A 23,905-nucleotide genomic window follows, 5' to 3' on the forward strand; every position below is an offset into this window, starting at 1 on the left:
GATCGATCTCATGGCGCTATTCATCGCTGCATCCTGTCAAAGTAAAGGCGTCCCATGCCGAGCCATTGGGATTGGCGTTGGCGAAATCGGCCCATTCGGTGAAAGCGGCGCCGAAATCGGGCAGCAACAGGCCTTTCGGCGCTGGTGTCGCTTCGCTCGAATTCAACTGCTCGGCGCCGCCGCCGGTCAAGGCATAGACCTGTCCATCCCATATCCTGCACAGGCCGCTGCCATCCTGCAGGCCGGCTTCGCGGTCGTCGTCGGTGCAGGTGTGGCGGATGGTGCCGAGCGGAAACGAATTCTTGCCATTCGTCCAAGTGATGTCGGCTGGCAGGCGGGTGTCGGTATGGGGAACGGTCAGCGAAAACACCTCGGCCGTCAGCGCCGCCGGCTCGTTGGCGAGCGGCCGAAATTGCAGAACGGCGCCCGAGCGCGGCTCGCGGTAGGTGGCGTGGCTCAGCAGACATTCCCCGGCGCTCGCCGTCTGCAGCGAGCCGAGCAGGCCCAGGAACACAACGGCCAGTTTGCGAATGATCACAGGATGTCTCCGGGGAGCGTTTTGGAAGCCAAAAACCGGTCCTCACACCAGCCCGACCAGAAAGGCAGCGCCGCCGAGAAATCCCGCCGAACAGACCCACAACAGCCAGAGCCCGCGCACCCGGCATTCGAGCACGGCCGAGCCGGGGTTGGCGGGATCATAGTGCACGTCGACCTTGCTGCCCTCGACGTAGCGACGCGCCTGGCCACCGACGAGGCCGGGCAGCGAAGCCGTGACCGTGGCGCCGAAGGTGACGCGGTCGGCGCTGTAGCGCTGGCCGGCGACGCCATAGCTGTAGACGATGCGAGATTTGAAAACAGTGCGCCAGCGTTGATAGCTTGAATGGCTTCGCAGCGCCTGCAGACCTGACGCATCGATGCGGCCGGCGGCGACCGGCCATTTTGCCGCCTGCTCGGCAAGCGACTTCTGGGCAAAGCCCATGCGCAGGGCGAACAGGCCCATGAACAGCAGCAATGCCGCGGCACCGAGGTTTTGTGGTTTGGGCAGATGCGGCCGGATCGCCTCGAGCACGCCGCCGACGGAAAACACCAGAACCGCCGTGCCGATCACCAAACCGGCCGAGAGCTGGGCCATGAACTTGAAGGCACCATCCGGCATGGTGCGCTCGATTACGGCTTTGCTCGGGTCGGCTGGATTGTAGAAGACGGTCACCTCCGCGCCGCGGGGAAACTGCGCAAGGGTTTCGGGGACTTCAAAGTTCCCCAAATTCTCCTTCACGCTGTAGCGCGAGCTTTGAAATTTCTTGCCGCCGACTTTGTATTCGAAGGTGATGGCCGGGAAATTGCGCATCTCAGTGGTATCGGTGCTGTCCGAGCCAGCGCCCGAGCTTCTGACCTCACGCGCCTCGACGCGTGACGAGATGATCTTTCCCGGCGTCGGCAACCAGCGGCTGAGGGTCTGCACCTCGCGCCACTTCACGAAGGTGATGAGCGACAGCATGCCGGAGACCGCGCAGGCAAAGCCGACAAGCAGAAATTTGAGTTCCAGCTCCACCCTGATCCCCCCGGAGTGCAGGAACAGGCACTAGACAGCACTGCGGCGGCAATGTCTCGCCTATTCGCAAAAATCGGAGGTGACGGATCCAGTCACGACGGTCTCACGGCCAGGAACGTGTTCCACTCTTCGTTGTTGCGGCCGATGTTGAAGTCGTCCCTGATGAGGACCAGCCCGGCGCTTTCGATGCGGGCCGCAAAGTCGTCCCTGCGCCAGTAGACGGTATGATATTCGCCGCTCGTCTCACCATCGCCATTGCGCATCGATACGAGGAACGCGCCGCCTGGCCGCAGCGACCCGGCTATCTTGGCAAGGACCTGGTCGGTCTGGTCGCGAGGCACATGGATCAGGACGCACAGGGCCAAGACTGCGTCGTAGGGGCCGCCGAGATCATCGGTGATGAGATCGAGCAGTTCACCGTGCTTGCCGCGCGCGGCCTGCAGCTCAAGAAACCGCCTTGTCGCGTCGGTGCGCCGAACCCTAGCGCCCAAGGTCTCCAGAAAGTCGGCGTCGTATCCCGCTCCCGACCCGACTTCCAGAATCTGGCCGCCTGTGCCGGCGATCGCCACGAGGCGCCTTAGCGCTGCCTGCTCCCTCGGGTTGGGAACATGCCGCACGACTGCATCATACTGTTCCGCATAATCCTCGTAGGAGGAGATCGTCTGACGGCTCTTCGCCAGGGCCTCCGCAGATACGCTCATCCTTTCCTCCCGTTTGCACCGGTCAATGCACTCAAGTCAGCGGGGCACGCAAGTCAGCGGGGCACGCAAGTCAACGGGTGCTGCCGGCAGAGGCGTGTCCGTCGAGCACGCCGATATCGCGCAGGAAATGATCCGACAGCGCACGGTGGTCGAGCAGGCCACGCGTGCGGGGTCTGAACGGAGCGGTGAAGAGGTCGAGCACCGGACGACGAAGTGTGTTGTAGAGGGTCATTGCCGTGTCCTTTCGGGTTCGAGTTGATGACCAGAGTATGCCTGTTCACGGCCTTGGCTTCCAATCGAACGTCGCGTAGCATGCATCAGGAGGATTGATGCGTCATGAGTTGGGAGCTACCACCACTGGGCGCCATTCGCGTCTTTGAAGCCGCGGCGCGGCTGGGCAGTTTCACCAAGGCGGCCGAGGAACTCGGCATGACACAGTCGGCGGCCAGCTATCAGATCAAGGTGCTGGAAGAGCGCGCCGGAACGCCTCTTTTTATAAGAAAAACAAGGCAAATCGCCTTGACCGAAGCTGGACAGCAATTGGCGCCGCACGCAACGGGCGCCTTCTCGACCCTGGCCGATGCGTGGGTCGCCACAAAAGGTGGAGCGACTGGCGTGCTGTCCGTCACAACCTCGGAAACATTCGCATCGAACTGGCTGGCCGTGTGGCTCGGAACATTCCAGTTGATGCATCCCGATCTCGCCGTGAAGGTGAATACGTCGTCCCGGCTGGTCGACTTCACGCGCGAGGACATGGATATCGGGATCAGAACCGGCACCGGAAAATGGCCCGGCCTGACGGCCCATTACCTGTTCAAGGCGGACTATACGCCAATGATCAGCCCGAAACTGGCCGAGAGCGTGGGTGGCATTCGCCATCCTGAGGATCTCTACAAGGTGGCGCTGTGCTGTGCCGACGATCCCTGGTGGAAAATCTGGTTCGAAGCAGCCGGGGTGCCCTTCGAGCCCGATCGCGTCATGGCCGGACCGAACCTGGGTTCGCAGGCTTACGATGCAATGGCGGCGCTAACCGACCAGGGCGCCGCGATCCTGACCCGCAACATCTACAGCGCCCTGCTGGCAAAGGGCCAGTTGATACAGCCATTTGAAGTGCTGGGATCAGATGGCGACGGCTATTGGCTCGTCCACCTGGAAAGCCGCCGCAACACGCCCAAGATCAAGGTGTTCCGGGACTGGGTGCTGGCCCAGACGGCTGACATACGCGAGCGCGAAGTACGCCGGGCCTGATAGGCTGGCCTCAGTCGGCGTCGGCGACGGAAATCCGTCCACCGGCCCAGGCGCGCCATTGCCGTTCGTCGCCATGGAAGACGTTGAGGTCGATGCGGCCGGTGACACCATGCGACAGGCCGGAGCCGGAATACTGCCAGAACAGCCATTTGCGGTCGGGGTAAACCTTCGACGGATGCCGCGCCACGGCGCGCACCCAGAACGGATAATCGAGAAATTCGCCCCGGAGATTGTCGCGATAGAAATCAGGCGCGGTGTAGATGATGGGCCGCTGGCCGTAGTGGCGCTCCAGCTTGTCCATGAACACCTGCATCTTTTCCAGCACCTTTTCGCGCGACGGCCGCCGCTTGCAGCTGGATTCGCCGTTCCATTCGACGTCGATCACCGGCGGCAGCGCGCCGTCGACCTTGGGCACGTTGCGGATGAACCAGTCGGCCTGTTCGCCCGCAGTGCGGCACCAGTAGAAGAAGTGATAGGCGCCGCGCTTCAGGCCGGCGGCGTCGGCATTGCGCCAGTTCTTCATGAACATCGGATCGAGATGGTCGCCACCATCGGTCGCCTTGATGTAGGCGAAGTTGGCGCCCTGCGCGCGCAGCTTTTCCCAGTTGACGTTGCCCTGCCAGCGCGAAACGTCGACGCCGTGCACGGCAAGGTGCCGGGGCGAGGACCGGCCGAAATTGATCGGCTTGGCATCGCGAAAGCCGTAACGGGTGACCGGCCCGGCCAGCATGGGCGGTGCCGCGCGGCTCAACAGCCTCGGCGGCGACACGAGCGCAGCCGGCTCGACCGGCGGTTCGGCGCTGTCGGGCAGTTCAGGCGCCGGAAACGACACCGTCTCTTCTTCCGCAAGGCCGAAAGGCCGAGTATTTTCGGCGGCAGCATTGTCGTCTTCCAGACCATTGTCAGGCAGACCATTGTCAGGCTCGGGCGCCCTTTCGGCCCTCGGCGCGCTCCTGGCCATCGCCTTCGGAGCCGCGGCGATCGGCGCGGGCGGCCGTATCACGGAACTGGTGGTTTCGTTCGACGGTTTCTGCAAATCCAGCGCGTCGACGCCGGCCGTCGATGTACAGCCGGCAAGGCATAGCGATGCGATCAAAAAACTGATGGCGCCCGGAATCCGCATCTGGACCTGTACTCAAAACACAACAGACCGAGGGCAAAACGACAGCCGACGGACAAACCAGATCGAGTTATGAACGAGAAATTACCAATAAAGTTTGAATCAAGTTTTTTTCGAGCGCGCCGGGCCGCAAAATCTGGCTTCCAGTGCGAGCGATCGGCGGCAAGCGGGTTGGCAAAGCCGCTAGGATTTCCTGAAGACGCCGATCATCGGCCCGAGATTCCAGTAGTCGTCGTTGCGGCCGATGGCCGGCGCGAACAGGCTCGATATCGTGCCGTCGAGGAAAAGCGCGTTGTCGCAGCCGAGCGCATCGCGGAAAAGACGGGCGAAGGCATGGAAGGTCACCGTGCCGTTCGAAATGGCAAAGACGGCGACGCCGTCCTTCCGCACGCCGACGCCGTCGCGCGTCTTGCGCGAGGTGCTGTCGGCCTGGAATTTCGGATGCAGCTTGCCGTCGATCACCAGCATCGGCCCGGATTGCGTCGCATAGTCGAGCGGCGGTCGCTTTTTCAGGAAATCCCTTGTGGCGCGGACCGTGGCCTTGCCGTTGCTCATGTAGAAAATGCCGTTCGGCTGCAGGGAAAAATTGCCGCTTCCCGATCCCGTCTTCACCGATGCCATTTCGTTGCCGCGCTCGACATACAGACCGACCGGATCGAGGTCCGGGTGATACATGCCGGCATTGATGGCAAACAGCATGGTGCGCCCGGCCGCCTGCTCCGAGGCATCGAGATTGTGCAGCGATTGAAACGGCTTGCCCGCCGGATCTTTCCAGAACAGTTCGATCGAATACCGTTTCGGGTCGACCTCGCAGACGAGGTAGCTGGTCGCCTCAAAGGCAAAGTCGCGGCATGGCGGCAGCGAAGCGACCCATTGGCCAAATCCCATGCCGAACGCCGCCACCGACGGCAGCGCGCCCTTGGCGAGCGCCAGCAGCAGCGGCAGCGATTGCAGGAGGGTCAAAAAATCCATGCGTGTACCGGAATCGAAGTTCAGGAGGATCCGGTAGGGATATAGCCCGTTTCAAGCGATACCGTGAAAGAGCCCTAGGCAAGCCATCCCATCGCCACGCATAGCAGCAGGACGACGCCAAGCAGGCCGCGATAGATGACGAACGGCCAGGCCGAAAAACGCTCCAGCACACGCATCAGGCCCCATATGGCGAAGAAGGCGGAAACCGAGGCGACGACCAGTCCGACGATCAGAACCGACCAGCCATGCGCGTCGAGATGGACCTTGTGCAGTTCCCAAAGCTCCTTGAGGCCGGCCAGCGCAATGGCGGGCAGCCCAAGCAGGAACGAGAACCGCGCCGCCTCGGCCCGCTTGAAGCCGAGCCCGAGTGCGGCCGTCAGGGTCGAGCCGGAACGAGAGACACCCGGAATCAGCGCGCCGATCTGGGCGACGCCGACGAGCAGCGCGTCAGTCAGCGATGCCTCGCCGACGGTGCGCCGGTGGCTGGCAAAAATCTCGGCCAGCGCCAGAAGGATCGCCATCACGATACAGGCCCAGCCGATCACCGTCAGGCTGCGCAGCGGCGAGTTGCAGGCGTTGAGCACGCCCGACAGCGCCACGCCGGCGATGACGATCGGGATGGTCGCCAGCACGATCCACAGCGCCAGCCGGAAATGCCGGTCGGCGAAATCGCGTCGCGTCAGCGCGTCGAGCGAACCAAACAGGATATCCCTGACATCGCTCCAGAAATAGCTGACCACCGCGGCCAAGGCCGCAAGCTGCATGGCGGCGGAGAAGGCGGAGCCCGGATCCTGCCAGCCGAGCACGGCCGGTACGATGCGCATATGGGCGGTCGAAGAGATCGGCAGCAATTCGGTGATGCCTTGCACCAGGCCGAGGAACGCCACCTTGGCGAATCCCAGCCCGACAAAGCCGGTGTCGACGCCTTGGGTGCAGATGTCTGCCATATCGAGCCTTTCTGTCGAACAATCGTGAGGGGCGATCCCCGCCGAGCCATAGTCTGGCGATCCCCGGAATCCAATTTACGGATTTGTAAGGCGCCGCTTGACAAGCCATGCGGTTATATTAAAATCCGCTAATCTTACACTGTAAGGCATATGACGGAGGAGAGCCATGCAGACCGCCCTGTCAGAATTGCAGCCCCTGCCCGAACCATGCCCGCCTGTCATCGCGATCGAGGATGTCTCGCGCGACCTCAGCCGTATTATCGAGCACGCCGAGGTGAATGCCTGGCTCGACCTCTACGCCGCCGTGCCTGCCGATTTCGCCGCAAGCCAAGGCCTTTCGATAGCGCAAGAAGGCGGCCTCGCCTGGACCACCTGCACGACAATTCCGTTCGTCCATTTCAACTGCGTGAAGAACTTCGGCGTCGACAGCCCGGCCACCGAAAGCCAGCTCGACGCGCTGCTGGCGCACTACCGCGCCGCCGGCATTTCGCGGCCCTGGTTCTATGTCAATCCGCACACTGAACCATCGCGCCTCAGATGCTGGCTCGAGGCGCGCGGCCTGCAGCGCCAGGGCGGCTGGGAGCGGATTTATCGCGGGGCAGAACCGCTGTCATCCGAGCCGCTCTTCACGGCTGAAGGGGTTTCAGTAGAACGTGTGACGAAGGCATCGGCAAGCGAATGGGCCGGCTTCATCGACAGCCGCTACCGGCTGCCCACCTCACCATGGCTGATGGCTCTGGTCGGCCGAAAGGGCTGGCATCACTACATGGCCAAGCGGGACGGCGCGGTGGTGGCGGTGCGCTCGCTGTTCATCGGGCCCGACGGCGCGGCCTGGAGCGGCATCGACGCGCCGGTGCCCGGCGTCATGGCGCCGAGCTTCGATCTCGACGCGGTGCTTGGGGAAGCGCTGGTGCGCGACGGGATTGCGGCCGGCGCGAAACTGTTCGTCGCCGACATCGAGGCGCCGCACGAGGAGCGCGACGGCCCTGCCTATCGCAACTACGCGCGCCTGGGCTTCAGAATCGCCTATTTCCGCAGCCATTACAGCTATTTGCCGGCCAGCTCCAACTGACCGTAGCTAAGTAAGCAGCCATTGCTGGAAACAGCTTTTGGCCACCATATGGGCCGGCGGCACCATAGGCTCGTCGACGGAAGTCCGGCGAACCCGTTCGAGCAGCATGCGCACCTGTTCGGGGCGCACACGATCGCGCTCCATCACAAGCAGGACCATCGGATCGCTCAAAAGCTCGTCCAGGGTGCTGATGCTGTCGTTCATCCGTCGTCTCCTCGAATGCCGTACCCGCGCCCCATAAATAGGGACACGATGATGGCCCGCCAATGACGCTTTGCCGGCTATCTCGTGTCTCTTTCGATTAAATTTTGTTCATGCTTGAGGCTCCTTTCTCCCTTGCGGAAAAAGGCAAAAGCTTCAGCCTGGCGGTGCGCCTTCATACTGCGGCAGGCCATCGTCAAGCATCACCCAGGGCTGCTTCGAGGCCGTGAAAATATGCATTTGCGGCTTGAAGGCCGTGGGATCGTCGAGCGAACCGGTGGTGATGCCGATGATGCCGGCGGAATCGCGCCGGGAGAACATCGTCGTGCCGCAGCTTGGGCAAAAGCCGCGCTTGAGATCGGGTGAGGTGTTCACCATCGCCAGTGACCCCTCGATCGTCACTTCATCGACGCGAAACAGCACGCGTGCGTTGAAGGCGGCGCCAATCACCTTCTGGCACAGCCGGCAGTGGCAGACGCGTTCGTTGATGGGGGCTGCGTCGACGCGATAGCGCACCGCCTTGCATAGGCATCCGCCCTGATATTTGGCCATCGTCCTTGATCCATAGGTGAAGAGAATAGGCGGCAAGGTAATGGCCGACCCGATTGGGTCAATTGAAAAGCTTTGATACAACGCCATCGCTTATCGTGATGCAGTGGACCTGAAGCCATGACACCGGACATCGAAACCATCGGCATTGAGGATCTGTTCGGGCCGTCCTCGCCCGCCCGTGACCGTACCGACGCCAGGATCATGGCCGCAGCTTCGGGGATCGGCTTCATGGCCGTCCGGGACTTTCCCGGCGATGACCGGCTGACGCCGGAAAGAAGGGCGCAATTGCTGCGCATCTTCGCGCTTCCCGACGGGGAGAAGCAGAAATTGCTGCGCTGGAATTTCGACCGCAGCAAAAAGAACGTCTATCGCGGCTGGTTCCCTTTGCAGCCGGCAGCCGTTTCCTACAAGGAAGGCATCGACATGGGTCCGGACCTTGCCGATCCGGGTCTTGTCGACGCGGCTGATGCCTCGGTTTCCGACGATCCGTTGTGCGAGCCGACACCCCTGCCGGCCGAAGAGGCCCTGCCCGGCTGGCGCGCGGCGGCAGCGGACTACTACCGCGCCATGGAGACGGTGGGCAACGCGCTGATGCGGTCGATCGCCCGCGGACTTGGCCTGCCGGAAACGATCTTCGACGCCTATTTCGATCACGGCATCTCGACGCTGCGCCTGATCCGTTACCCCTTGCGTGACGCCAATGCCGGCGTCGACACCAGCGGACCGGAGTTTTCGGTGGTGCACAAGGGCGAGACGCGCACCATCATCGGCCGCGAGCATGCCGATTCCGGCTTCGTCACTTTGCTGGCGCAGGACGGTGTCGAAGGTCTGCAAGCAATGAACCTCGCCGGCGAATGGATCGACGTGCCGCCGGCCAATGGCACACTAGCTGTCAATTTTGGCCAGTTGCTGGAGCGCTGGACCGGCGAACGCGTCCGCGCGACGCGACACCGGGTGATCGCGCCGAAGACGGCGCGCTTCTCGATCCCGTTCTTCTACGAGCCACGCGTCGACGCGGAGATCGCGCCGCTGCCGCTGACCGACGCGGAGCCTTTCGAGCCGTTCCTCTACGGCGACCATCTTTGGGAAGCGGCGACGAATTTCGTCGAGATGAGCGGCATCAAGCATCTCAGGCAGCCGCGCCGGGCGAAGGCTTCATAAACAAAGACCGCCGGCCATTTCGTCGGAAACGGCCGGTGGGAATCGGCAGGCGGTTATTCGGTTTCGCTGACGACCTCGTCCCAGGTCTTCACCTTGGTCTCGCCGTTGAGAAACGGCAATGCGGCAGCGGTCAGTTCGGGGGCGAAGAAGACATCGTAGTGGGTGCGGTTGGGCAGGATCGCCAGGCGGTTCTGCGACAGGTTCTCGCGCATCCAGCCGGCGTCCTTCAGCCCGCCGCCGAGCATCTGGTAGAACTTGATCTCGTGCTCGGGCCGGTACATGTCGCTGTCGCCATAGGCCAGCATGACCGGCATCTTCAGCTTGGCGACGTCGGCGGAATAATCGTAGTTCTGACGCATGAAGTTGCCGAGCGTGTCGAGGAGTCTCGGGAAGTCCTCTGGATGCGGCGCCACCGCGACGTAGGATTTGTACATCGGCGTGTTCTTCATGAAATCGGCCGCCGCCGCGCTGACTTGCGCCTGCTGGCCGCGCATCTCGGCGTAGAAACCGTCCGCGGCATAGCCGGTCGAAACCAGCACAAGGTGGCGCACCGTTTCAGGATGCTGGACCGCCATGCGGAAGGCGACGCCGCCGCCCAGCGAATAGCCCATGACGTCGACCTTGTCGTAGCCGAGCGCCTTGACGAGATCAGCCATGTCGTCACCGATCGCCTCCAGGGTGAACGGCCGATCGCCGAGTGCCGTGCGGCCATGACCCTGCAGGTCGACGCCGATGACGGTGCGATTCTCGGCAAGCTTGGGCAGGATCGGCGCGAACATGTCAGTCGTGCCAAGGCCGCCATGGAGCAGAAGCAGCGGCTCGCCCTTGCCGTAGACGGCGTAATAGTAGTTCAGGCCGTTGACCGGCAGCAGGCCAGATTTTTCCGGCTTCGGCAGTGGGTTCGTAGCGGTCGTCATGGCGGGTTTTGCCTCCTCTGCATTGGTGGCGCCCGGTGAAGCAAGAAGCGCTGCAGCCGAAGCAAGAATGGCGAAAATCAGGGTTTTGAACATATCGATCTCCTCCTCGTCCCGGCGGTATCAAAGCGTTCTGGCGAGCTCTTCGAGCTGGTCGGTGCACTGGCCCCAGCCCTCGTGAAAGCCCATCTTCTCGTGCTGCTCGCGGTCGGCGACACTCCAGTGCCTGACCCGAGCAATGTAGCGGGTCTTGCCATTGCCCTCGTCCTCGAAGGTCAGCACGCCGGTCATGAACGGCTTCTCCGATGGCTCCCATGCCTTTGTGTAGGCGTCGGTAAAGACGATCTTCCTGCCGGGAACGACTTCGAGGAAAACGCCGGGGTTGGGGAATTCATTGCCGTCGGGGCCTGCCATCACGACAAGGCTCGAGCCGCCGGTGCGCACATCCATTTCGGCGCGCGGCGTCGTCCACGGCTTTGGCGCGAACCACTGCGTCACCAGTTTCGGGTCTGTCCAGCAGCGATAGACGTTCTCGCGCGGCGCATCGATGATGCGGGCCAGAACCAGTTCGCGGTCATTGGCGGGAGCGATGTCGAGCTTGGTGGTCATGATGGGTCCTTGCGTGGTTTGATCTGGCTTGCGTCCCTAGGACGAACGGATGACGCGCAAGTCGACATCGCCAGAGAAAAAATCTGGGCCAGCGAAAAAATCTGGAGAAATGCGCCTGTTGGATAGAGATCACGAACGAAGGAGCGTCAGTGGCGCTTGGCCTGCACCAGATAGGCGTCGATCTCGGTCTCGCCGAGCCATTTGGCTGCTTCCAGCCGATGCAGGCCTTCGACCAGGATATGGCGCTTGCCGTCGTGGCGGACCTGGATCGGTGTTTTCATACCGTTTTCGAGGATGTCCTCGGCCAGATGTCGGACAGTCTCGGGATGCAGCGTCTTCTTGCGTGCCGTCGGCACGTAGATGTCGTCGACCTTGACCTTCTGGATTCTCAGCATGCCGCCTCCGGTGGCGGAAAACGCCGCCCTTTGTGGAGATAGTCTTTTTGGCCACAGGGGCCAAGGGCGCGGCTAACGAATGCTGGCCCGATGGTTTCCATTTGACGCTTGACCGCCAGATCGCCGAAATGGCGCCTTTGAAACTTCAGGGCTTCATGATCAACCTTCCGACCGAATTCCCCGATTTCGGACTGACGCCGGAGCAGCGTCGCCACGCGGTACGCGGCCACTACTACGAATGGCCTGGGATGGATGGCGAGCGCGGCGAGATCTGGTGCTACAGCGACCGGTTTTCCTATCGCGCCGGCGAGACCGTGGCGTTCCATGTCAGTTCGACGGCTCCGGCATTCAACATTGCGATCGTCCGCGATGGCGGCACCGAGACCAAAGTGTTCGAGAAATCGGGCATCGCGGCGCGCTGGCAGGACAGCCCCGACCAGTGCTCGGTCGAAGGCTGCGGCTGGGAAGCCTCGTTTGAATTCCGCGTCGGGGCAGACTGGCCGTCCGGCGCCTATCGCGTGACGCTTGAAGCGGATGGCCGTGATGGCAAGCCGATCCATTGCCATCATCTGTTCATCGTCAGCCCGCAGCCCGGCAAGAAACCCGGCCGAGTGCTGCAAGTGGCCGCAACGGGCACCTGGCTTGCCTACAACACCTGGGGCGGCTCCAACCACTACCAGGGCATCACCGGGCCGGACCGCAACCAGTATTCGCCCGTCGTGTCGACGCAACGCCCCTGGTGCCGCGGTTTCGTCGTGCTGCCGAAAGACGCGCCGCGTGTGCCGCTGGAAGTCGCCGTACCGCCAAAGACGGTGCCGCGCTATCCGCACATGGAATGGGCGCTCGCCACCGGTCATTCGAAGAAGTACGCCTCGTCCGGCTGGGCCAGCTACGACAGCCATTTCCTCCGCTTTGCCGAACGGGCCGGCTATGGCGTCGACCTCGCCAGCCAGCACGATCTGCATTTCTCACCTGAGATTCTCGACGGTTACGACTGTGCCGTCTTCGTCGGCCATGACGAATACTGGACCTGGGACATGCGCGATGCGGTCGACGCCTATGTCGAGCGCGGCGGCCATGCAGCGCGCTTTGCCGGCAATTTCATGTGGCAGACGCGGCTGGAGGACGAGGGCCGCCGGCAGGTCTGCTACAAATACCGCGCACGTGCCGAGGACCCCGCCTATCTCCACGGCGGCGACGTCACCCGCGCCACCAATTCCTGGGAAGCGCCGGAAATCGGCCGGCCGGGTTCAGCGACCTTCGGGCTCAACGCGACGCGCGGCGTCTATGCCGGCTGGGGCGGCTGCGCGCCGCGCGGCGTGCGCGGCTTTCCGGTCTACCGGCCAGAGCATTGGGCCTTTGCCGGCACCGGCGTCTATTATGGCGACCTGCTGGGCGCCGACAGCCATGTCTATGGCTATGAGGTCGATGGGCTCGACTTCGAGATACGCGGCGGCCTTCCCTACCCCACCGCGACCAGCGGTGCGCCCGACGGGTTGCAGGTTCTCGCCGTTGGCATGGCATCCCAGGTCGAGGAAAGCGCAGATATCCCGATAGAGGACCAGTTCCTTACCGACGAGGATGGCCGCTTCACCGCCGAAACGCTGTTCGGCGAGGCCAGCGACGCCAATCTGGAAAAAGTCAAACGCGGCAACGGCATGATCGTCAATTTCCCGCGCGGCAAGGGCGAGGTGTTCCATGCCGGAAGCTGCGAGTGGGTCGCCGGCCTGCTAAGACAAGACCCGATGGTCGAACGCGTCACCAGGAATGTCCTCGACCGTTACCTCGGCCGAAAAAAGAGGGGCGAATGATCGCTGTGCAGTCCGTTGAAACCGACCGCCGACCGAACCTTTTCCATTTCACACGAATCCAACGGCCAATTGTGGACCGCGCCGATGGGATCTACCTATGGGACAAGAGCGGCCGCCGCTACATCGACGGATCGAGCGGCGCGGTTAACGTCAACATAGGTCATGGTAACCGCAACGTCATCGACGCGATGACGCGGCAGCTTGATCGCGTGAGCTTCGCCTACATCTTTCAATTTGAGAACGAACAGGCCATCGAACTCGCGCGGGGGCTGGCCGATCGGCTACCGAACGAACTCGACCGCATCTATTTCGTCTCGGGCGGCTCTGAGGCGATCGAGGCCTGCCTCAAGCTTGCGCGGCAATGGGCGGTAGCAACAGGTCAGGACAAACGCTGGAAAGTCATCGGACGTATGCCCTCCTATCACGGCGTGACGATCGGCACGCTTGCCGTCACTGGCGACGACATCCTCACCAAGACTTTCGACCCGATCGGTCGGCCGATGCCTTTGGTGCCGGCCCCTTTTGTCCATCGCGATCACGACAATCTGTCGACGGAACAGCGTGGCATCCGCTACGCCGATATGCTGGAGGAAAAGATCCTGGAGGAAGGGCCGGAAAGCGTGCTCGCCTTCGTCATGGAACCGATCGGTGGTGCCGCGACCGCAGCGCTGGTGCCGCCCAACAGCTATTTTCCGCGTATCCGCGAAATCTGCGACCGCTACGGGATCCTATTGATCCACGACGAGGTAATGACTGGCATCGGACGCACCGGAAAATTCCTGGGTGGCGACCATTGGTCCTGCCGGCCGGATATCGTTGCGCTGTCGAAAGGCCTTTCATCTGGCTATGCCCCGCTTGGCGCACTTGCCGCGACACAGAAGATCGTCGGGCCGGTTGTGGAGACCGGTGGCTTCCTGCATGGCCACACATATGGCGGCAACCCGGTCGCTTGTGCAGCGGGCGTTGCGGTGCTTGGAGAGGTCGACCGCCTTGGCTTGGTCGAGAATTCGGCCAGCATGGGCGAATTGCTGAGGGGTGAACTCGAGGCCCTGACTCGGCGCTTTCCTTTCATTGCCGACGTGCGGGGCAAGGGGCTGTTCATGGGAGCCGAAATTTACGCGGATCCGCTGGCCAAGGAGCCATTGCCACAGGGCCTCAACGCCAATTTGAGGCTCATCGATCTGGCGTTCGAGCGCGGATTGATCATCTATTCGCGGCGCGTGCGTGGCGGGCCAGTGAGCGACAATTTCATGGTCTGCCCGCCTCTGATTGTGACCCGCGATCAGATTGGTGAGATCATCGCGGTCCTTGGCGACTCGCTGCAGGCGCTGGCCGCCGAACTCGACCTGCCGGTCGAAGGCTGAGGGACAAAAATGGCGCCGCGAAAAGTCATCATCACCTGCGCCATCACCGGCTCAGTGCACACGCCGTCGATGTCGCCCTATCTGCCGGTGACGCCGGACCAGATCGCCACCGAGGCGATCGCGGCCGCCGAAGCCGGGGCCTCGATCCTGCACCTGCATGCCCGCGATCCCAGGGATGGTCGGCCAACCGCCGATCCGGACGTCTTCATGCAGTTCCTGCCGCGCATCAAGCAGGCGACCGACGCGGTGATCAACATCACCACCGGCGGCTCGTCGCTGATGACGCTCGACCAGCGGCTGGCGGCGCCGCTGCGGGCCGAACCCGAAATGTGTTCGCTCAACATGGGCTCGATGAACTTCGCGCTGTTTCCGATGCTCGACAAGCCGAGGGAGTGGCAGCACGAATGGGAGCCGAAGCTGCTTGAAGCCACGCGCGACACGATCTTCAAGAACACCTTCGCCGACATGGAGGGCGTGCTAGAGAGGCTGGGCAAGGGCTGCGGCACGCGCTTCGAATTCGAGTGCTACGATGTCGGCCACCTCTATTCGCTGGCGCATTTCCGCGACCGTGGACTGGTGTCGGGACCGCTGTTCATCCAGTTCGTGCTGGGCATACTGGGCGGCATCGGTGCTGACCCGGAAAACCTCGTCCACATGAAGCGGATCGCCGACAAGCTGTTCGGCGACAGCTACCAGTTCTCGGTGCTGGCCGCCGGCCGCAATCAGATGCCGCTGATCTCGATCGCCGCGGCGATGGGCGGCAATGTCCGCGTCGGCCTGGAAGACAGCCTTTTTGATGGCCGCCAACTGGCGAAGTCCAATGCCGATCAGGTGCGCCGTATCCGTGGCATTCTCGAGGGGCTGTCGCTGGAGGTTGCCTCACCCACCGAAGCGCGCGACATGCTGGCGCTCAAGGGCGGCGACCGGGTGGCGTTCTAGGGGGTATTGGAGGTCGAGTGGCAAGCGGAGGAGCTGATATGGAAAGGGTTCTCGTTTCAGCCTGCCTGCTCGGCAGCAAGGTTCGCTACAACGGCTCCTACCGCCTCAACGACCATCCCATTCTTGCGCGATGGCAGGCAGAGGGACGGATCGTGCAGATCTGCCCGGAGGTTGCCGCGGGCTTCTCCACGCCACGTCCTCCGGCAGAAATTCGAGGCACAGGCGACGGCCACGCAGTGCTGCACGGCCAAGGCCGAGTGGTCGAGCAAACGGGAAACGATGTGACCTCACTTTATCTCGAAGCCGGGCAGCTCGCACTCGATCTCGCCCGACAAACAGGCTGCCGGTATGCGGTTCTTACCGACGGCAGCCCGTCCTGCGGCAGCAGTTTCATCTATGACGGGCGTTTTTCGGGAAACCGGGTGGCTGGCCAGGGCACGACCACCGCGCTGCTGGAAGCGAACGGCATCCGGGTCTTTTCGGAAGACGGCATTGACGAGCTTGATGACCTTCTGACCAGGCCGGGCTCGGCCGGCGCCGCGGCCTGAGCCATGCCAGAGAAGACCCAAGCCAGGACCACCGACACCGTTATCCGGCCCGGCCGCATCGACGACGTCGACACCATCCATACGGCGATCCTGAAACTCGGAACGCACATCGGCGCGCCGGAGGAGATCATCTCGACAGCAGACGATCTCAGAACCTACGGCTTTGGCGAAAAGCCTGCCTTTTCCACCTTGATTGCCGAAGTGGGTGGCGAATTCGCCGGCCTCTGCCTCCACTTCCCGATCTTTTCGACCTGGATGGGCCGGCCCGGCGTCTATGTGCAGGACCTCTATGTCGAGGACCGGTTCCGCGGCCGCAAGATCGGCGAGCGCCTGCTGCGGCATGTCGCGGCGCAGTGCCGGAAAGAAGGCGGCGTCTATCTGCGGCTATCAGTCGACACCGACAATGAGGTCGCCAAGGCGTTTTATGAAAGGCTGGGCATCGCCTGGTCGAGCTACGAGCAGACGCAGAAGATCATCGGCGATGCCTTTTTTGCCTTTGCCGACGCGCCGCAGAACGGGGAACAGGAATGAAAGCCTTCTATGCCGAGGAACAGAAGCGCCACGACCCCAAGGCCTTTCTTTCGAGCGGTGCCGCGAAGCCCAATCCGGAACAGCCCGAACGGGTCGAACGATTGTTAGCCGGCGCATTATCTGCCGGCTGCACGATCGAGCGGCCGCGCAATCATGGGCTTGGCCCGGTCTCGGCGGTGCACACGCCGGAATATCTCGACTTCCTCGAGCACATTTTCGAGCGCTGGCAGCGCATCGAGGGCGCTTCCGCCGAGGTCATCCCCAACATCCACCCGATCGCGCGGTCAGGCAGCTATCCCGCCTCGGCGGTCGGCCAGGCCGGCTATCATATGGCCGACACCGCTTGCCCGATCTCGGGCGAGACATGGCAGAGCGCGCTGTGGAGTGCATGGAGCGCCGTCGAAGCCGCTGAAGCCGTGACGTCAGGCGCGCCGGCCGCCTATGCGCTATGCCGCCCGCCCGGCCACCACGCCTTTGCCGATGTCGCCGGCGGCTTCTGCTTCGTCAACAATTCGGCCGTTGCAGCTCAGGTTCTGCGCAAACAGGCTGCGCGCGTGGCGATCCTCGATGTCGACCTGCACCACGGCAATGGCACGCAAGGCATCTTCTATGCGCGGCCGGATGTGCTCACCGTCTCGCTGCATGCCGATCCGGTGCGCTTCTATCCATTCTTCTGGGGTCATGCCGACGAGCGCGGCGAAGGCGCGGGCCTTGGCTACAATTTCAACCTGCCGCTGCCGCGCAAATCCGCCGATAAGGCGTTTCTCGAAGCGCTTGCGGTGGCGTTCCAGCGTATCCGCGCCTTTTCGCCGGACGCGCTGGTCGTGGCGCTTGGCCTCGACGCGTTCGAAGGCGACCCGTTCGGCGGGCTTTCGGTGACGACACCGGGCTTCTCACGCATTGGCGAGGCCATCGCCAAGCTCGGCCTGCCGACCGTCATCGTCCAGGAAGGCGGCTATCTCTGCGACGAACTCGGCGACAATTTGACGGCCTTCCTCACCGGTTTCGGTGGCAAGAAGGCGTGATTTCAAGCGGGCGTCAGGAGCGCTGCTGCCTGAGCATGGCGATGACCCGGTGCACGCTCTCCAGCGTTTCGTCGATTTCGGCCGCCGTGTTGTAATGCGCGATGCCGATGCGCACGACCCCATGTTCGGCCGGAATGCCGAGCTGGTGGACGATCTCCCAAGCGTAGTTGTGGCCGGACCACAGGAAGATGTTTTCGGCGTTCATCTGCCGAGCGATCGTCTCCGGCACAATGCCGTCGACGGTGAAGGACACTGTCGGCACACGTTCGGCCAGCCGCTTCGGATCGGTGATGCCGTGAATGGTCAGGCCTGAAATGTCCGACAGCCCGTCGATCAGCCTTTGCGCCAGCGGGTTTTCGTAGGCGATCGACACCTCGAACGCCTTGGCGATCTTGCGCCTTCGCGACCCACCCTCGCCCGCTGCCGCACCCAATCCTGAGAAATAATCGACCGCGGCTGTGAGGCCCGCCATCAGCTCGATCTGCGGCGTGCCGAGTTCGAACCGCTCCGGCAGGCCATCCGACGAACAGCGGCATTTGTAGGGTTGCAGGCCATCGATGACATCGCGCCTGCCCCACAATATGCCCATGTGCGGACCGAAGAATTTATAGGCCGAGCAGATCAGGAAATCGCAGCCGAGATCTTTGACGTCGATCAGGCCATGCGGCGCAAACTGCACGGCGTCGACATAGACCAGGGCGCCGGCATTCCGGGCGATGGCGGTCAACGCCTTCACCCGGTTGATCGAGCCGGTCAGGTTGCTGGCGTAGTTCAGGGCGACAAGCCGGGTCTTCTGCGAAAGCAGATCCGCCAGCGTCGCCTCTTCGACCTGCCAGCTCTTTTCGTCGAACGGCAGCCAGCGCACCACCAGGCCAAGGTCCTCGGCCAGTTGCAGCCAGGGCGAGACATTGCCCTCGTGATCCATGCGGGTGAGGATGATCTCGTCGCCGGGCTTCATCGTGCGGCCGAGCGTGCGTGACATGTGATAGGTCAGCGTCGTCATGTTGGCGCCGATGATGATTTCCTCAGGGCTTTCCGCACCGAGGAAATCGGCCATCGCCTGATGCGCCTCGTCGACGACGACCTGCGCTGCGACAGTCGTTTCGAAATAGCCGCCGAGGTTGGCGTTGGTGGTCAGAAGGCAGCGCGACACGGCGTCGGCTACTGCCTGTGGCACCTGCGTGCCGGCGGGGTTGTCGAGATAGATACGCCGCCGCCCCTTGTCGGTCAGGGAGAGGGCCGGAAACCTTCCACGCACTGCCTCGATCGGAAAATCCACCATTGTCTCCACCCTCTGTCATTCCTGGATAATTCTGTCCCCCATCAAGGACAGGGATTGCCGACGCGCTGATGGATCGCGTCCACCGCCTTCTGCATCTCTTCGGTCCAGACGACGTCGACCGAAGACAACGCCATGTCGAGCTGCGCAAGGGTGGTCGCGCCGACGATGTTCGAAGTGACGAATGGCCGGCTCGAGACATAGGCATTGGCAAACAGCGCCGGTTCGAGGCCAAAGGAGCGCGCCAGCTCATTGTATTCGAGCTGTGCCTCGGCCGCGTTGGGTGTCTCGTAGCGCTGGCCGCGGTTGAAGAGCTGCGTGCGCGACCCCTGGGGGCGGGCGCCATGGTCGTATTTGCCGGTCAGGTAGCCCTGCGCCAGCGGCGAGTAGGGAAGCAGCGACACCTGTTCGCGCTCGCAGACCTCGGCGAGGTTCACTTCGAAGGTGCGGTTCACGAGATTGTAGGCGTTCTGGATCGACGCGACGCGGGGACCGATGCCTTTGTCGGCCTCCGCCAGGAACCGCATCACGCCCCAGGAACTCTCGTTCGACAGGCCGAAATGGCGGATCTTGCCGACCTTCACCAGTTCGTCGAACACGGCAAGCGTCTCGGCGATCGGCGTTTCGTCGGTTGGTGCGCCCACAGAATCGGCGCGGCGCGGTACAGCGCCGACGCGCGTCGGGTTGGCGCCCCAGGGGATGTCCCGTTCCGGCCAGTGGATCTGGTAGAGGTCGAGATAGTCGGTGCCGAGCTTGGCCAGCGATTTGTCGATGGCGTCAAAGATATCGGCACGCACCAGTTGCGACGGCCTGTCGCCGCGGAACCAGCCGTTGGCGGTGCGGCCGACGACTTTCGAGGCCAGGATCACCTTGTCGCGGTTGCCGTTGGCCTTCATCCAGCTGCCGATGATCTTTTCGGTTCGCCCTTGCGTCTCCGCCTTGGGCGGGATCGGGTAGAGCTCGGCGGTGTCGATGAAATTGACGTCGCGCGAGAAGGCCAGATCCATCTGGGCGTGGCCATCTGCCTCGGTGTTCTGCTGGCCCCAGGTCATGGAGCCCAGGCAGATCTGGCTAACAAGAAGATCGGTCCGACCGAGACGGCGTTTGTGCATGGAATTCTGCTCCGGAGGGAAAGCTTGCGTGGCGGCGTGGGAAGGAAGCCGCATCTATAGGGAAAGCAGAGGCGCTCTCCAAGCCTCGCCAGCCCGACTTTTGGGTGAACCAGTGGCGTTTAGCGGCGAGCGCCGGCCAGCGCGCGGCGCTTTGCCTCGTCGATCAGCATATTGGCCACCTGCATGCGGATCATGGCGCGCTGGCGCAGGTGCGGAGCGACACGGTCCGGATGGTTGGCAAAGGCGAAGCTGCGGCGCATGCGGCCAAAATCGGCGACCTGCTTGGGCTGATTGAGGCCAAGTTCGACGGCAATGGATTCCGGATCGATCGGCGGCAGGCTTTCCTCGGGCTTCAGCTCTTCGCCGGCGAGTGCCAGTCTGGCATGCTCGAGCAAGGCGGCGAATTCGGTCGCCAGATCGGCGCCGGCCTCGCGATATTCAGTGGAAAAGCTGCTGCCCGAAACCTTGATGCGGCCGGAATGGAGTTCATCGGCCACCGAAAGATAGTCGAACGGGATGGATGGACGAGCGCCGGACTCTTCGCCCTCGATCCCGTCGAGCTTGTCCGAAGCGACGAAGAGGTCGTCGAGCAACGAAGCGAAATCCCGCTTGGCGCCAGTAGCGATGTCAGCCTCCCCCTTGCTCGACTATCCAAGCTTCGGACCATAGAACCGGCTCGTTAAAAATGCATGCCACCGATGTTAACGAATTTAGCCGTTGCCGGGACCAAAGCTGCGGTATCTGCCGTCCCAAAACAAAAAGCCGGACTGCACTTTCACGCAGTCCGGAATTCGCCAGGAGTGGCGAGGAAAAGCCGGCCATGTGCCGGCGTTCAGCCTACGGTGCGCATCGGGAAAAAGTTTCACCCGCTCGCAAAACTATGCTCGGAAAAATCATCAGGACATGGCAGGCATGCAAATGCTGCACTGCACAATTGTCACGATTCACCTATATTAGCAGCCGTGGAGGAATCAACCAGGAGCCTGAACCATGGGTTTCTTCACTGAAATGTTCGCCCGGCCGCGGCCGCAGGAACATCTGAGATACCGCTCGGCACTCGCACTGCTTCATTCGATGAGCAATGCCGACCGCGCCGACATCGGCATCAAGCCCGCCGACTTTCCGCGCATCGCCCGCGAAATGTCCATTCGCTAAACACGTACGCTCGCGAGATGTCCCGGACCCGTCCAGGACATCTCAAAAACCTCAAGTCCTTCAGCGCGCGCCGAGGAACGTCGCCTTGCCCAATGGCACGCCATTGTGACGAAGGATGTCGTAAGCGGTGGTGAGGTGGAAATAGAAGTTGGGCATGGCCACATGCAGGAGATACTGCAGGCCGGGCATCGAGCGTTCGCGCCCGCCAAGCTTCAACTCGATCACCTTGTCATCCGACCCGTCGAACTCGGCGGCTGAAAATGTCGCCAGCAGGTCCAGGGTCTTCGTGATGCGCGCCTGGATATCGGCAAAACTCGCCTCGTTGTCCTCGTAACTCGGCACTTGCCGACCGGCGAGCCGTGACGGCGCACCCTTGGCATGGTCGGTGGCGATCTGCACCTGCCTGGTCAGCGCAAACATGTCGGGCGCCAGCCTGGAGGTCAGGAACACCTGCGGGTCGATCTTGCGCTCAAGCGCATTCTGTTCGGCTGCCGCCAGTATGGTGGAAAGGGCTTTCAGCCTCTCGGTAAACACAGGCACGGACACCTCATACATCGATATCGTCACGTCAAATCTCCTTGTCCGGCCGGAACGCCGGCGGATGGACGTAGCGCCTTCAGGCACGATTCTTCAAGCACCACCAGCGCCACGTCACCACGTTGCCGCAATCGCCATAGTAGAATCTCCCCATCGAGCGGAGATTCCCGATGAGACGCGCCCTTTTCGCAGCGACTGCCTTTCTCTCCCTTGCTACAGCAGGCCAAACAGTACTGGCCGCCAACGATACACCCGAAACGCCGTATGTCGACGATCGATCAAGCGCCGACGCCGTCGTCCGCTCACTTTACAGCGCGATCAACCGGCATGAATTCGCTCGCGCCTGGGGTTATTTCGGAGATACAAAGCCAGCAAAGGACTTCGACAGTTTCGTCAAGGGCTATGACGGCACCGACAAGGTCGAGGTCGAGACCGGTGCAATTTCAGACGAAGGCGCTGCCGGCAGCATTTTCTACAATGTCCCTGTCGCCATTCGCGCCACCGACAAGACCGGCGGCGAAAAGGTCTTTGCCGGCTGCTATACACTGCGCCAGGTCAATGCCCAGATCCAGGCGGCGCCGCCCTTCGATCCCATCCACATCGAAAAAGGTGCGCTGAAACCCTCCACCGCCGATTTCGAGGAGGCGCTGCCGCCAAGCTGCGGCGACGGGCCGCCACCTCCGAAGAAGGACACGGCACTGGAGCAGGCCAAGAAGGCCTTCCTGGCGACTTATGGCGACCAGTGCGACAAGCAATTCCTGGCCGATGAGCCGACCGTTTTTTCGATCAAATACAAGGACAAGGATGCAGCGCCCGGCGACCCCGACAAGGAAACACGGCTGTTTCATTTTTCCTGTTCCGCCGCTGCCTACAATGAAAGCTCGGTCTACTACATGACCGACGAGCTATCGGCCGTGCAGCAATTGCAGTTCGCCGAACCCAAGATGGATATCCGCTACGAGAACAATAACAGCGACGGCAAATTGCTGGGCATGAGCATCGTCGGCTTCCAGACGACCGGCTGGGCGGTCAATTCCGATTATGACGAGGAAGCCCACACGATCACCACCTTCAACAAGTGGCGCGGCATCGGTGATGCATCCGACTCGGGGACCTATCTGTTCCGCAATGGCAGTTTCTCGCTGGTACAGTTCGACGTCGACGCATCCTATGACGGCGAGGAAAATCCGCAGACGGTTGTCGACTACAACACCGCGCCCTGAGGGTTAGCCGGCTTCCCACAGCGTCAATCAAGGTGCTTTCGACAGCATCCAGTTGAGGGTGCCGCGCCAGTCGGTCATGCGGATCGGCGTGCCATGGGTGCCTGTCTCGAAACGGACGAAGCGGGTCGGATAGGGATAGGCCTTTGATTTGGCGATGATGGCGCGGAAGAAGGCTTCCTGCTTTTCCACCGGGAAAACCACGTCATGGCTGCCCTGTCCGAAGAAGACCGGGACGTGACGCCTGAAGGCCGGGCTTGAGAAAAAGCTCTCGTCCCATAGCGAGCCGAGCAGCAGCAGGCCGTTGATGCGCCGGCCCGTGTCGTTGCGGGCAGCAAGCTTCCAGCACAGGGACCCGCCCATCGAACCGCAGGCGATGAAAATCTTCGCGCTGGGAGATTGTTCGGCATAATGATCGATCAGCGCCGCCACCTGGGCGGCGCCCTTGTCGCCGAAATCGGGAAAGTCGGGGCTGAGATAGAGGCCGCCATTGCCGGCCATCAGGTTCTTGAGCCGGTTGAAATTGCCGCCGAAAGTGAAGTCGTCGACGCCTTGCTTGCGGCTGCCACCCTGCCCGTGCAGGTAAAGCACGATGATGCCGGCACCCTCGGTCTTGCCGACGGCAACGTGCCTGACGTCGCCGGCATCGGTCTTCAGCAGCAGATCCTGCTGCACCTTACGCACGCTGGTGTCGGTGTATTGCGCGCGCACCCTGCGCTCCGGCACCTCGTCACGCTGGTTGATGTCGCGCAGCTCGTGGTAGTCGAGAACCGTGTAGGCGCCGCTGGTGTCGGACGACAGCACGGCCGGATAGGCGAAGAGATCGTCCTTGAAGGGTTTTAGCGACAGCGTCTGACTTTGCGCGGCCGCCGACAACAGGGCCGTCGCGGTTACAAAGATACAGAAAAATCGGAAGCGGAATGACATGCCAGCAGGCATG

28 protein-coding genes are annotated in these 23,905 nt (G+C 62.4%); 11 read left to right on the plus strand and 17 right to left on the minus strand.

Translation table 11 applies throughout. The features are described from left to right. Positions 1-16: 16 nt before the first annotated feature. From AC1D08_RS27610 to AC1D08_RS27625, 4 genes are all read right to left on the minus strand, one after another. Positions 17-538, minus strand: a complete 522-nt coding sequence (locus AC1D08_RS27610; protein WP_457154568.1) for a hypothetical protein — start codon at positions 536-538, stop codon at positions 17-19. A 42-nt stretch (positions 539-580) separates the two neighbouring features. Beyond that, positions 581-1,552, minus strand: a complete 972-nt coding sequence (locus AC1D08_RS27615; protein ID WP_457154569.1) for a DUF3592 domain-containing protein — start codon at positions 1,550-1,552, stop codon at positions 581-583. A 92-nt stretch (positions 1,553-1,644) separates the two neighbouring features. Continuing rightward, a complete protein-coding gene (locus tag AC1D08_RS27620; protein ID WP_457154570.1) occupies positions 1,645-2,253 on the minus strand; it encodes a class I SAM-dependent DNA methyltransferase in 609 nt (202 codons plus the stop codon). A gap of 70 nt (positions 2,254-2,323) precedes the next feature. After that, positions 2,324-2,485 (minus strand): hypothetical protein, encoded by a 162-nt coding sequence (locus tag AC1D08_RS27625; RefSeq protein ID WP_457154571.1) that lies wholly within the window; start codon positions 2,483-2,485, stop codon positions 2,324-2,326. 104 nt (positions 2,486-2,589) lie between these two features. Between AC1D08_RS27625 and AC1D08_RS27630 the strand changes: the two genes are divergently transcribed. Beyond that, complete coding sequence (locus AC1D08_RS27630) at positions 2,590-3,501, plus strand: LysR substrate-binding domain-containing protein (protein WP_477424510.1); 912 nt, start codon at positions 2,590-2,592, stop codon at positions 3,499-3,501. Positions 3,502-3,511: 10 nt separating this feature from the next. Here AC1D08_RS27630 and AC1D08_RS27635 read toward each other — a convergent pair whose 3' ends face one another. The 3 genes from AC1D08_RS27635 to uppP form a co-directional block, all read right to left on the minus strand. Further along, entirely contained in the window at positions 3,512-4,624 is a 1,113-nt protein-coding gene (locus AC1D08_RS27635; RefSeq protein WP_457154131.1) for a glycoside hydrolase family 25 protein, read from the minus strand. Between the two features lie 180 nt (positions 4,625-4,804). After that, complete coding sequence (locus AC1D08_RS27640) at positions 4,805-5,593, minus strand: phosphodiester glycosidase family protein (protein WP_457154130.1); 789 nt, start codon at positions 5,591-5,593, stop codon at positions 4,805-4,807. 74 nt (positions 5,594-5,667) lie between these two features. Then, positions 5,668-6,540 (minus strand): undecaprenyl-diphosphatase UppP, encoded by an 873-nt coding sequence (uppP, locus tag AC1D08_RS27645; RefSeq protein ID WP_457154129.1) that lies wholly within the window; start codon positions 6,538-6,540, stop codon positions 5,668-5,670. A gap of 166 nt (positions 6,541-6,706) precedes the next feature. Between uppP and AC1D08_RS27650 the strand changes: the two genes are divergently transcribed. Next, entirely contained in the window at positions 6,707-7,612 is a 906-nt protein-coding gene (locus AC1D08_RS27650) for a hypothetical protein (RefSeq protein WP_457154128.1), read from the plus strand. 6 nt (positions 7,613-7,618) lie between these two features. Here the strand turns inward: AC1D08_RS27650 and AC1D08_RS27655 are convergent, their stop codons facing one another. Both AC1D08_RS27655 and AC1D08_RS27660 read right to left on the minus strand, forming a co-directional pair. After that, positions 7,619-7,816: a hypothetical protein gene (locus tag AC1D08_RS27655; protein WP_095085597.1), complete on the minus strand. Its 198-nt coding sequence runs from the start codon at positions 7,814-7,816 to the stop codon at positions 7,619-7,621. A gap of 153 nt (positions 7,817-7,969) precedes the next feature. Next, positions 7,970-8,365, minus strand: coding sequence for a GFA family protein (locus AC1D08_RS27660; RefSeq protein WP_457154013.1), 396 nt, complete (start codon positions 8,363-8,365; stop codon positions 7,970-7,972). 117 nt (positions 8,366-8,482) lie between these two features. On the opposite strand from AC1D08_RS27660, the gene AC1D08_RS27665 reads away from it, so the two are divergent. Beyond that, a complete protein-coding gene (locus AC1D08_RS27665; protein WP_457154012.1) occupies positions 8,483-9,526 on the plus strand; it encodes an isopenicillin N synthase family dioxygenase in 1,044 nt (347 codons plus the stop codon). A gap of 53 nt (positions 9,527-9,579) precedes the next feature. Here AC1D08_RS27665 and AC1D08_RS27670 read toward each other — a convergent pair whose 3' ends face one another. The 3 genes from AC1D08_RS27670 to AC1D08_RS27680 all read right to left on the minus strand — a co-directional run bounded on the left by AC1D08_RS27670 (position 9,580) and on the right by AC1D08_RS27680 (position 11,444). Further along, the gene (locus tag AC1D08_RS27670; RefSeq protein WP_457154011.1) at positions 9,580-10,536 is read right to left on the minus strand and encodes an alpha/beta fold hydrolase; all 957 of its coding nucleotides are present in this window, start codon (positions 10,534-10,536) and stop codon (positions 9,580-9,582) included. 27 nt (positions 10,537-10,563) lie between these two features. After that, positions 10,564-11,049 (minus strand): SRPBCC family protein, encoded by a 486-nt coding sequence (locus tag AC1D08_RS27675; protein ID WP_457154010.1) that lies wholly within the window; start codon positions 11,047-11,049, stop codon positions 10,564-10,566. Between the two features lie 146 nt (positions 11,050-11,195). Next, on the minus strand, positions 11,196-11,444 hold the full coding sequence (locus tag AC1D08_RS27680; protein WP_095085577.1) for a ParB N-terminal domain-containing protein: 249 nt from the start codon (positions 11,442-11,444) through the stop codon (positions 11,196-11,198). Between the two features lie 155 nt (positions 11,445-11,599). Between AC1D08_RS27680 and AC1D08_RS27685 the strand changes: the two genes are divergently transcribed. Genes AC1D08_RS27685 through AC1D08_RS27710 form a run of 6 tightly spaced genes read left to right on the plus strand, consistent with a single transcriptional unit; the run spans position 11,600 to position 17,662 of the window. Further along, positions 11,600-13,255, plus strand: coding sequence for a N,N-dimethylformamidase beta subunit family domain-containing protein (locus AC1D08_RS27685; RefSeq protein ID WP_477228606.1), 1,656 nt, complete (start codon positions 11,600-11,602; stop codon positions 13,253-13,255). Next, on the plus strand, positions 13,252-14,619 hold the full coding sequence (locus tag AC1D08_RS27690) for an aminotransferase family protein (protein WP_477424512.1): 1,368 nt from the start codon (positions 13,252-13,254) through the stop codon (positions 14,617-14,619). Before AC1D08_RS27685 ends, AC1D08_RS27690 begins: the two co-directional genes overlap by 4 nt. A 9-nt stretch (positions 14,620-14,628) precedes the next feature. After that, entirely contained in the window at positions 14,629-15,558 is a 930-nt protein-coding gene (gene kce / locus AC1D08_RS27695) for a 3,5-dioxohexanoate:acetyl-CoA acetone transferase (RefSeq protein WP_457153507.1), read from the plus strand. 38 nt (positions 15,559-15,596) lie between these two features. Then, the gene (locus tag AC1D08_RS27700; RefSeq protein ID WP_457153509.1) at positions 15,597-16,106 is read left to right on the plus strand and encodes a 2-thiouracil desulfurase family protein; all 510 of its coding nucleotides are present in this window, start codon (positions 15,597-15,599) and stop codon (positions 16,104-16,106) included. Between the two features lie 3 nt (positions 16,107-16,109). Continuing rightward, positions 16,110-16,637 carry a GNAT family N-acetyltransferase gene (locus tag AC1D08_RS27705; protein ID WP_457153506.1) on the plus strand — a complete coding sequence of 176 codons (528 nt, stop codon included), beginning with the start codon at positions 16,110-16,112 and terminating at the stop codon, positions 16,635-16,637. Next, positions 16,634-17,662: a histone deacetylase family protein gene (locus AC1D08_RS27710; protein WP_477424515.1), complete on the plus strand. Its 1,029-nt coding sequence runs from the start codon at positions 16,634-16,636 to the stop codon at positions 17,660-17,662. Before AC1D08_RS27705 ends, AC1D08_RS27710 begins: the two co-directional genes overlap by 4 nt. Before the next feature lie 13 nt (positions 17,663-17,675). Here AC1D08_RS27710 and AC1D08_RS27715 read toward each other — a convergent pair whose 3' ends face one another. The 3 genes from AC1D08_RS27715 to AC1D08_RS27725 all read right to left on the minus strand — a co-directional run bounded on the left by AC1D08_RS27715 (position 17,676) and on the right by AC1D08_RS27725 (position 20,646). Then, positions 17,676-18,944 (minus strand): cysteine desulfurase-like protein, encoded by a 1,269-nt coding sequence (locus tag AC1D08_RS27715; protein WP_457153504.1) that lies wholly within the window; start codon positions 18,942-18,944, stop codon positions 17,676-17,678. Positions 18,945-18,985: 41 nt separating this feature from the next. Continuing rightward, positions 18,986-20,053 carry an aldo/keto reductase gene (locus tag AC1D08_RS27720; RefSeq protein ID WP_457153503.1) on the minus strand — a complete coding sequence of 356 codons (1,068 nt, stop codon included), beginning with the start codon at positions 20,051-20,053 and terminating at the stop codon, positions 18,986-18,988. Between the two features lie 119 nt (positions 20,054-20,172). Beyond that, complete coding sequence (locus AC1D08_RS27725) at positions 20,173-20,646, minus strand: hypothetical protein (RefSeq protein WP_095085555.1); 474 nt, start codon at positions 20,644-20,646, stop codon at positions 20,173-20,175. Positions 20,647-21,043: 397 nt separating this feature from the next. On the opposite strand from AC1D08_RS27725, the gene AC1D08_RS27730 reads away from it, so the two are divergent. Then, positions 21,044-21,208: a hypothetical protein gene (locus AC1D08_RS27730; protein WP_023810361.1), complete on the plus strand. Its 165-nt coding sequence runs from the start codon at positions 21,044-21,046 to the stop codon at positions 21,206-21,208. A 60-nt stretch (positions 21,209-21,268) separates the two neighbouring features. On the opposite strand, the gene AC1D08_RS27735 is transcribed toward AC1D08_RS27730, so the two are convergent. After that, positions 21,269-21,775 carry a DUF1993 domain-containing protein gene (locus AC1D08_RS27735; RefSeq protein WP_095085553.1) on the minus strand — a complete coding sequence of 169 codons (507 nt, stop codon included), beginning with the start codon at positions 21,773-21,775 and terminating at the stop codon, positions 21,269-21,271. Positions 21,776-21,915: 140 nt separating this feature from the next. On the opposite strand from AC1D08_RS27735, the gene AC1D08_RS27740 reads away from it, so the two are divergent. Continuing rightward, positions 21,916-22,968, plus strand: coding sequence for a DUF1176 domain-containing protein (locus tag AC1D08_RS27740; protein WP_477424517.1), 1,053 nt, complete (start codon positions 21,916-21,918; stop codon positions 22,966-22,968). 27 nt (positions 22,969-22,995) lie between these two features. Here the strand turns inward: AC1D08_RS27740 and AC1D08_RS27745 are convergent, their stop codons facing one another. After that, on the minus strand, positions 22,996-23,892 hold the full coding sequence (locus AC1D08_RS27745; RefSeq protein WP_457152249.1) for an alpha/beta hydrolase family protein: 897 nt from the start codon (positions 23,890-23,892) through the stop codon (positions 22,996-22,998). Positions 23,893-23,905 lie beyond the last annotated feature (13 nt).

This window comes from Mesorhizobium sp. P2_E6 (genome assembly GCF_056403835.1).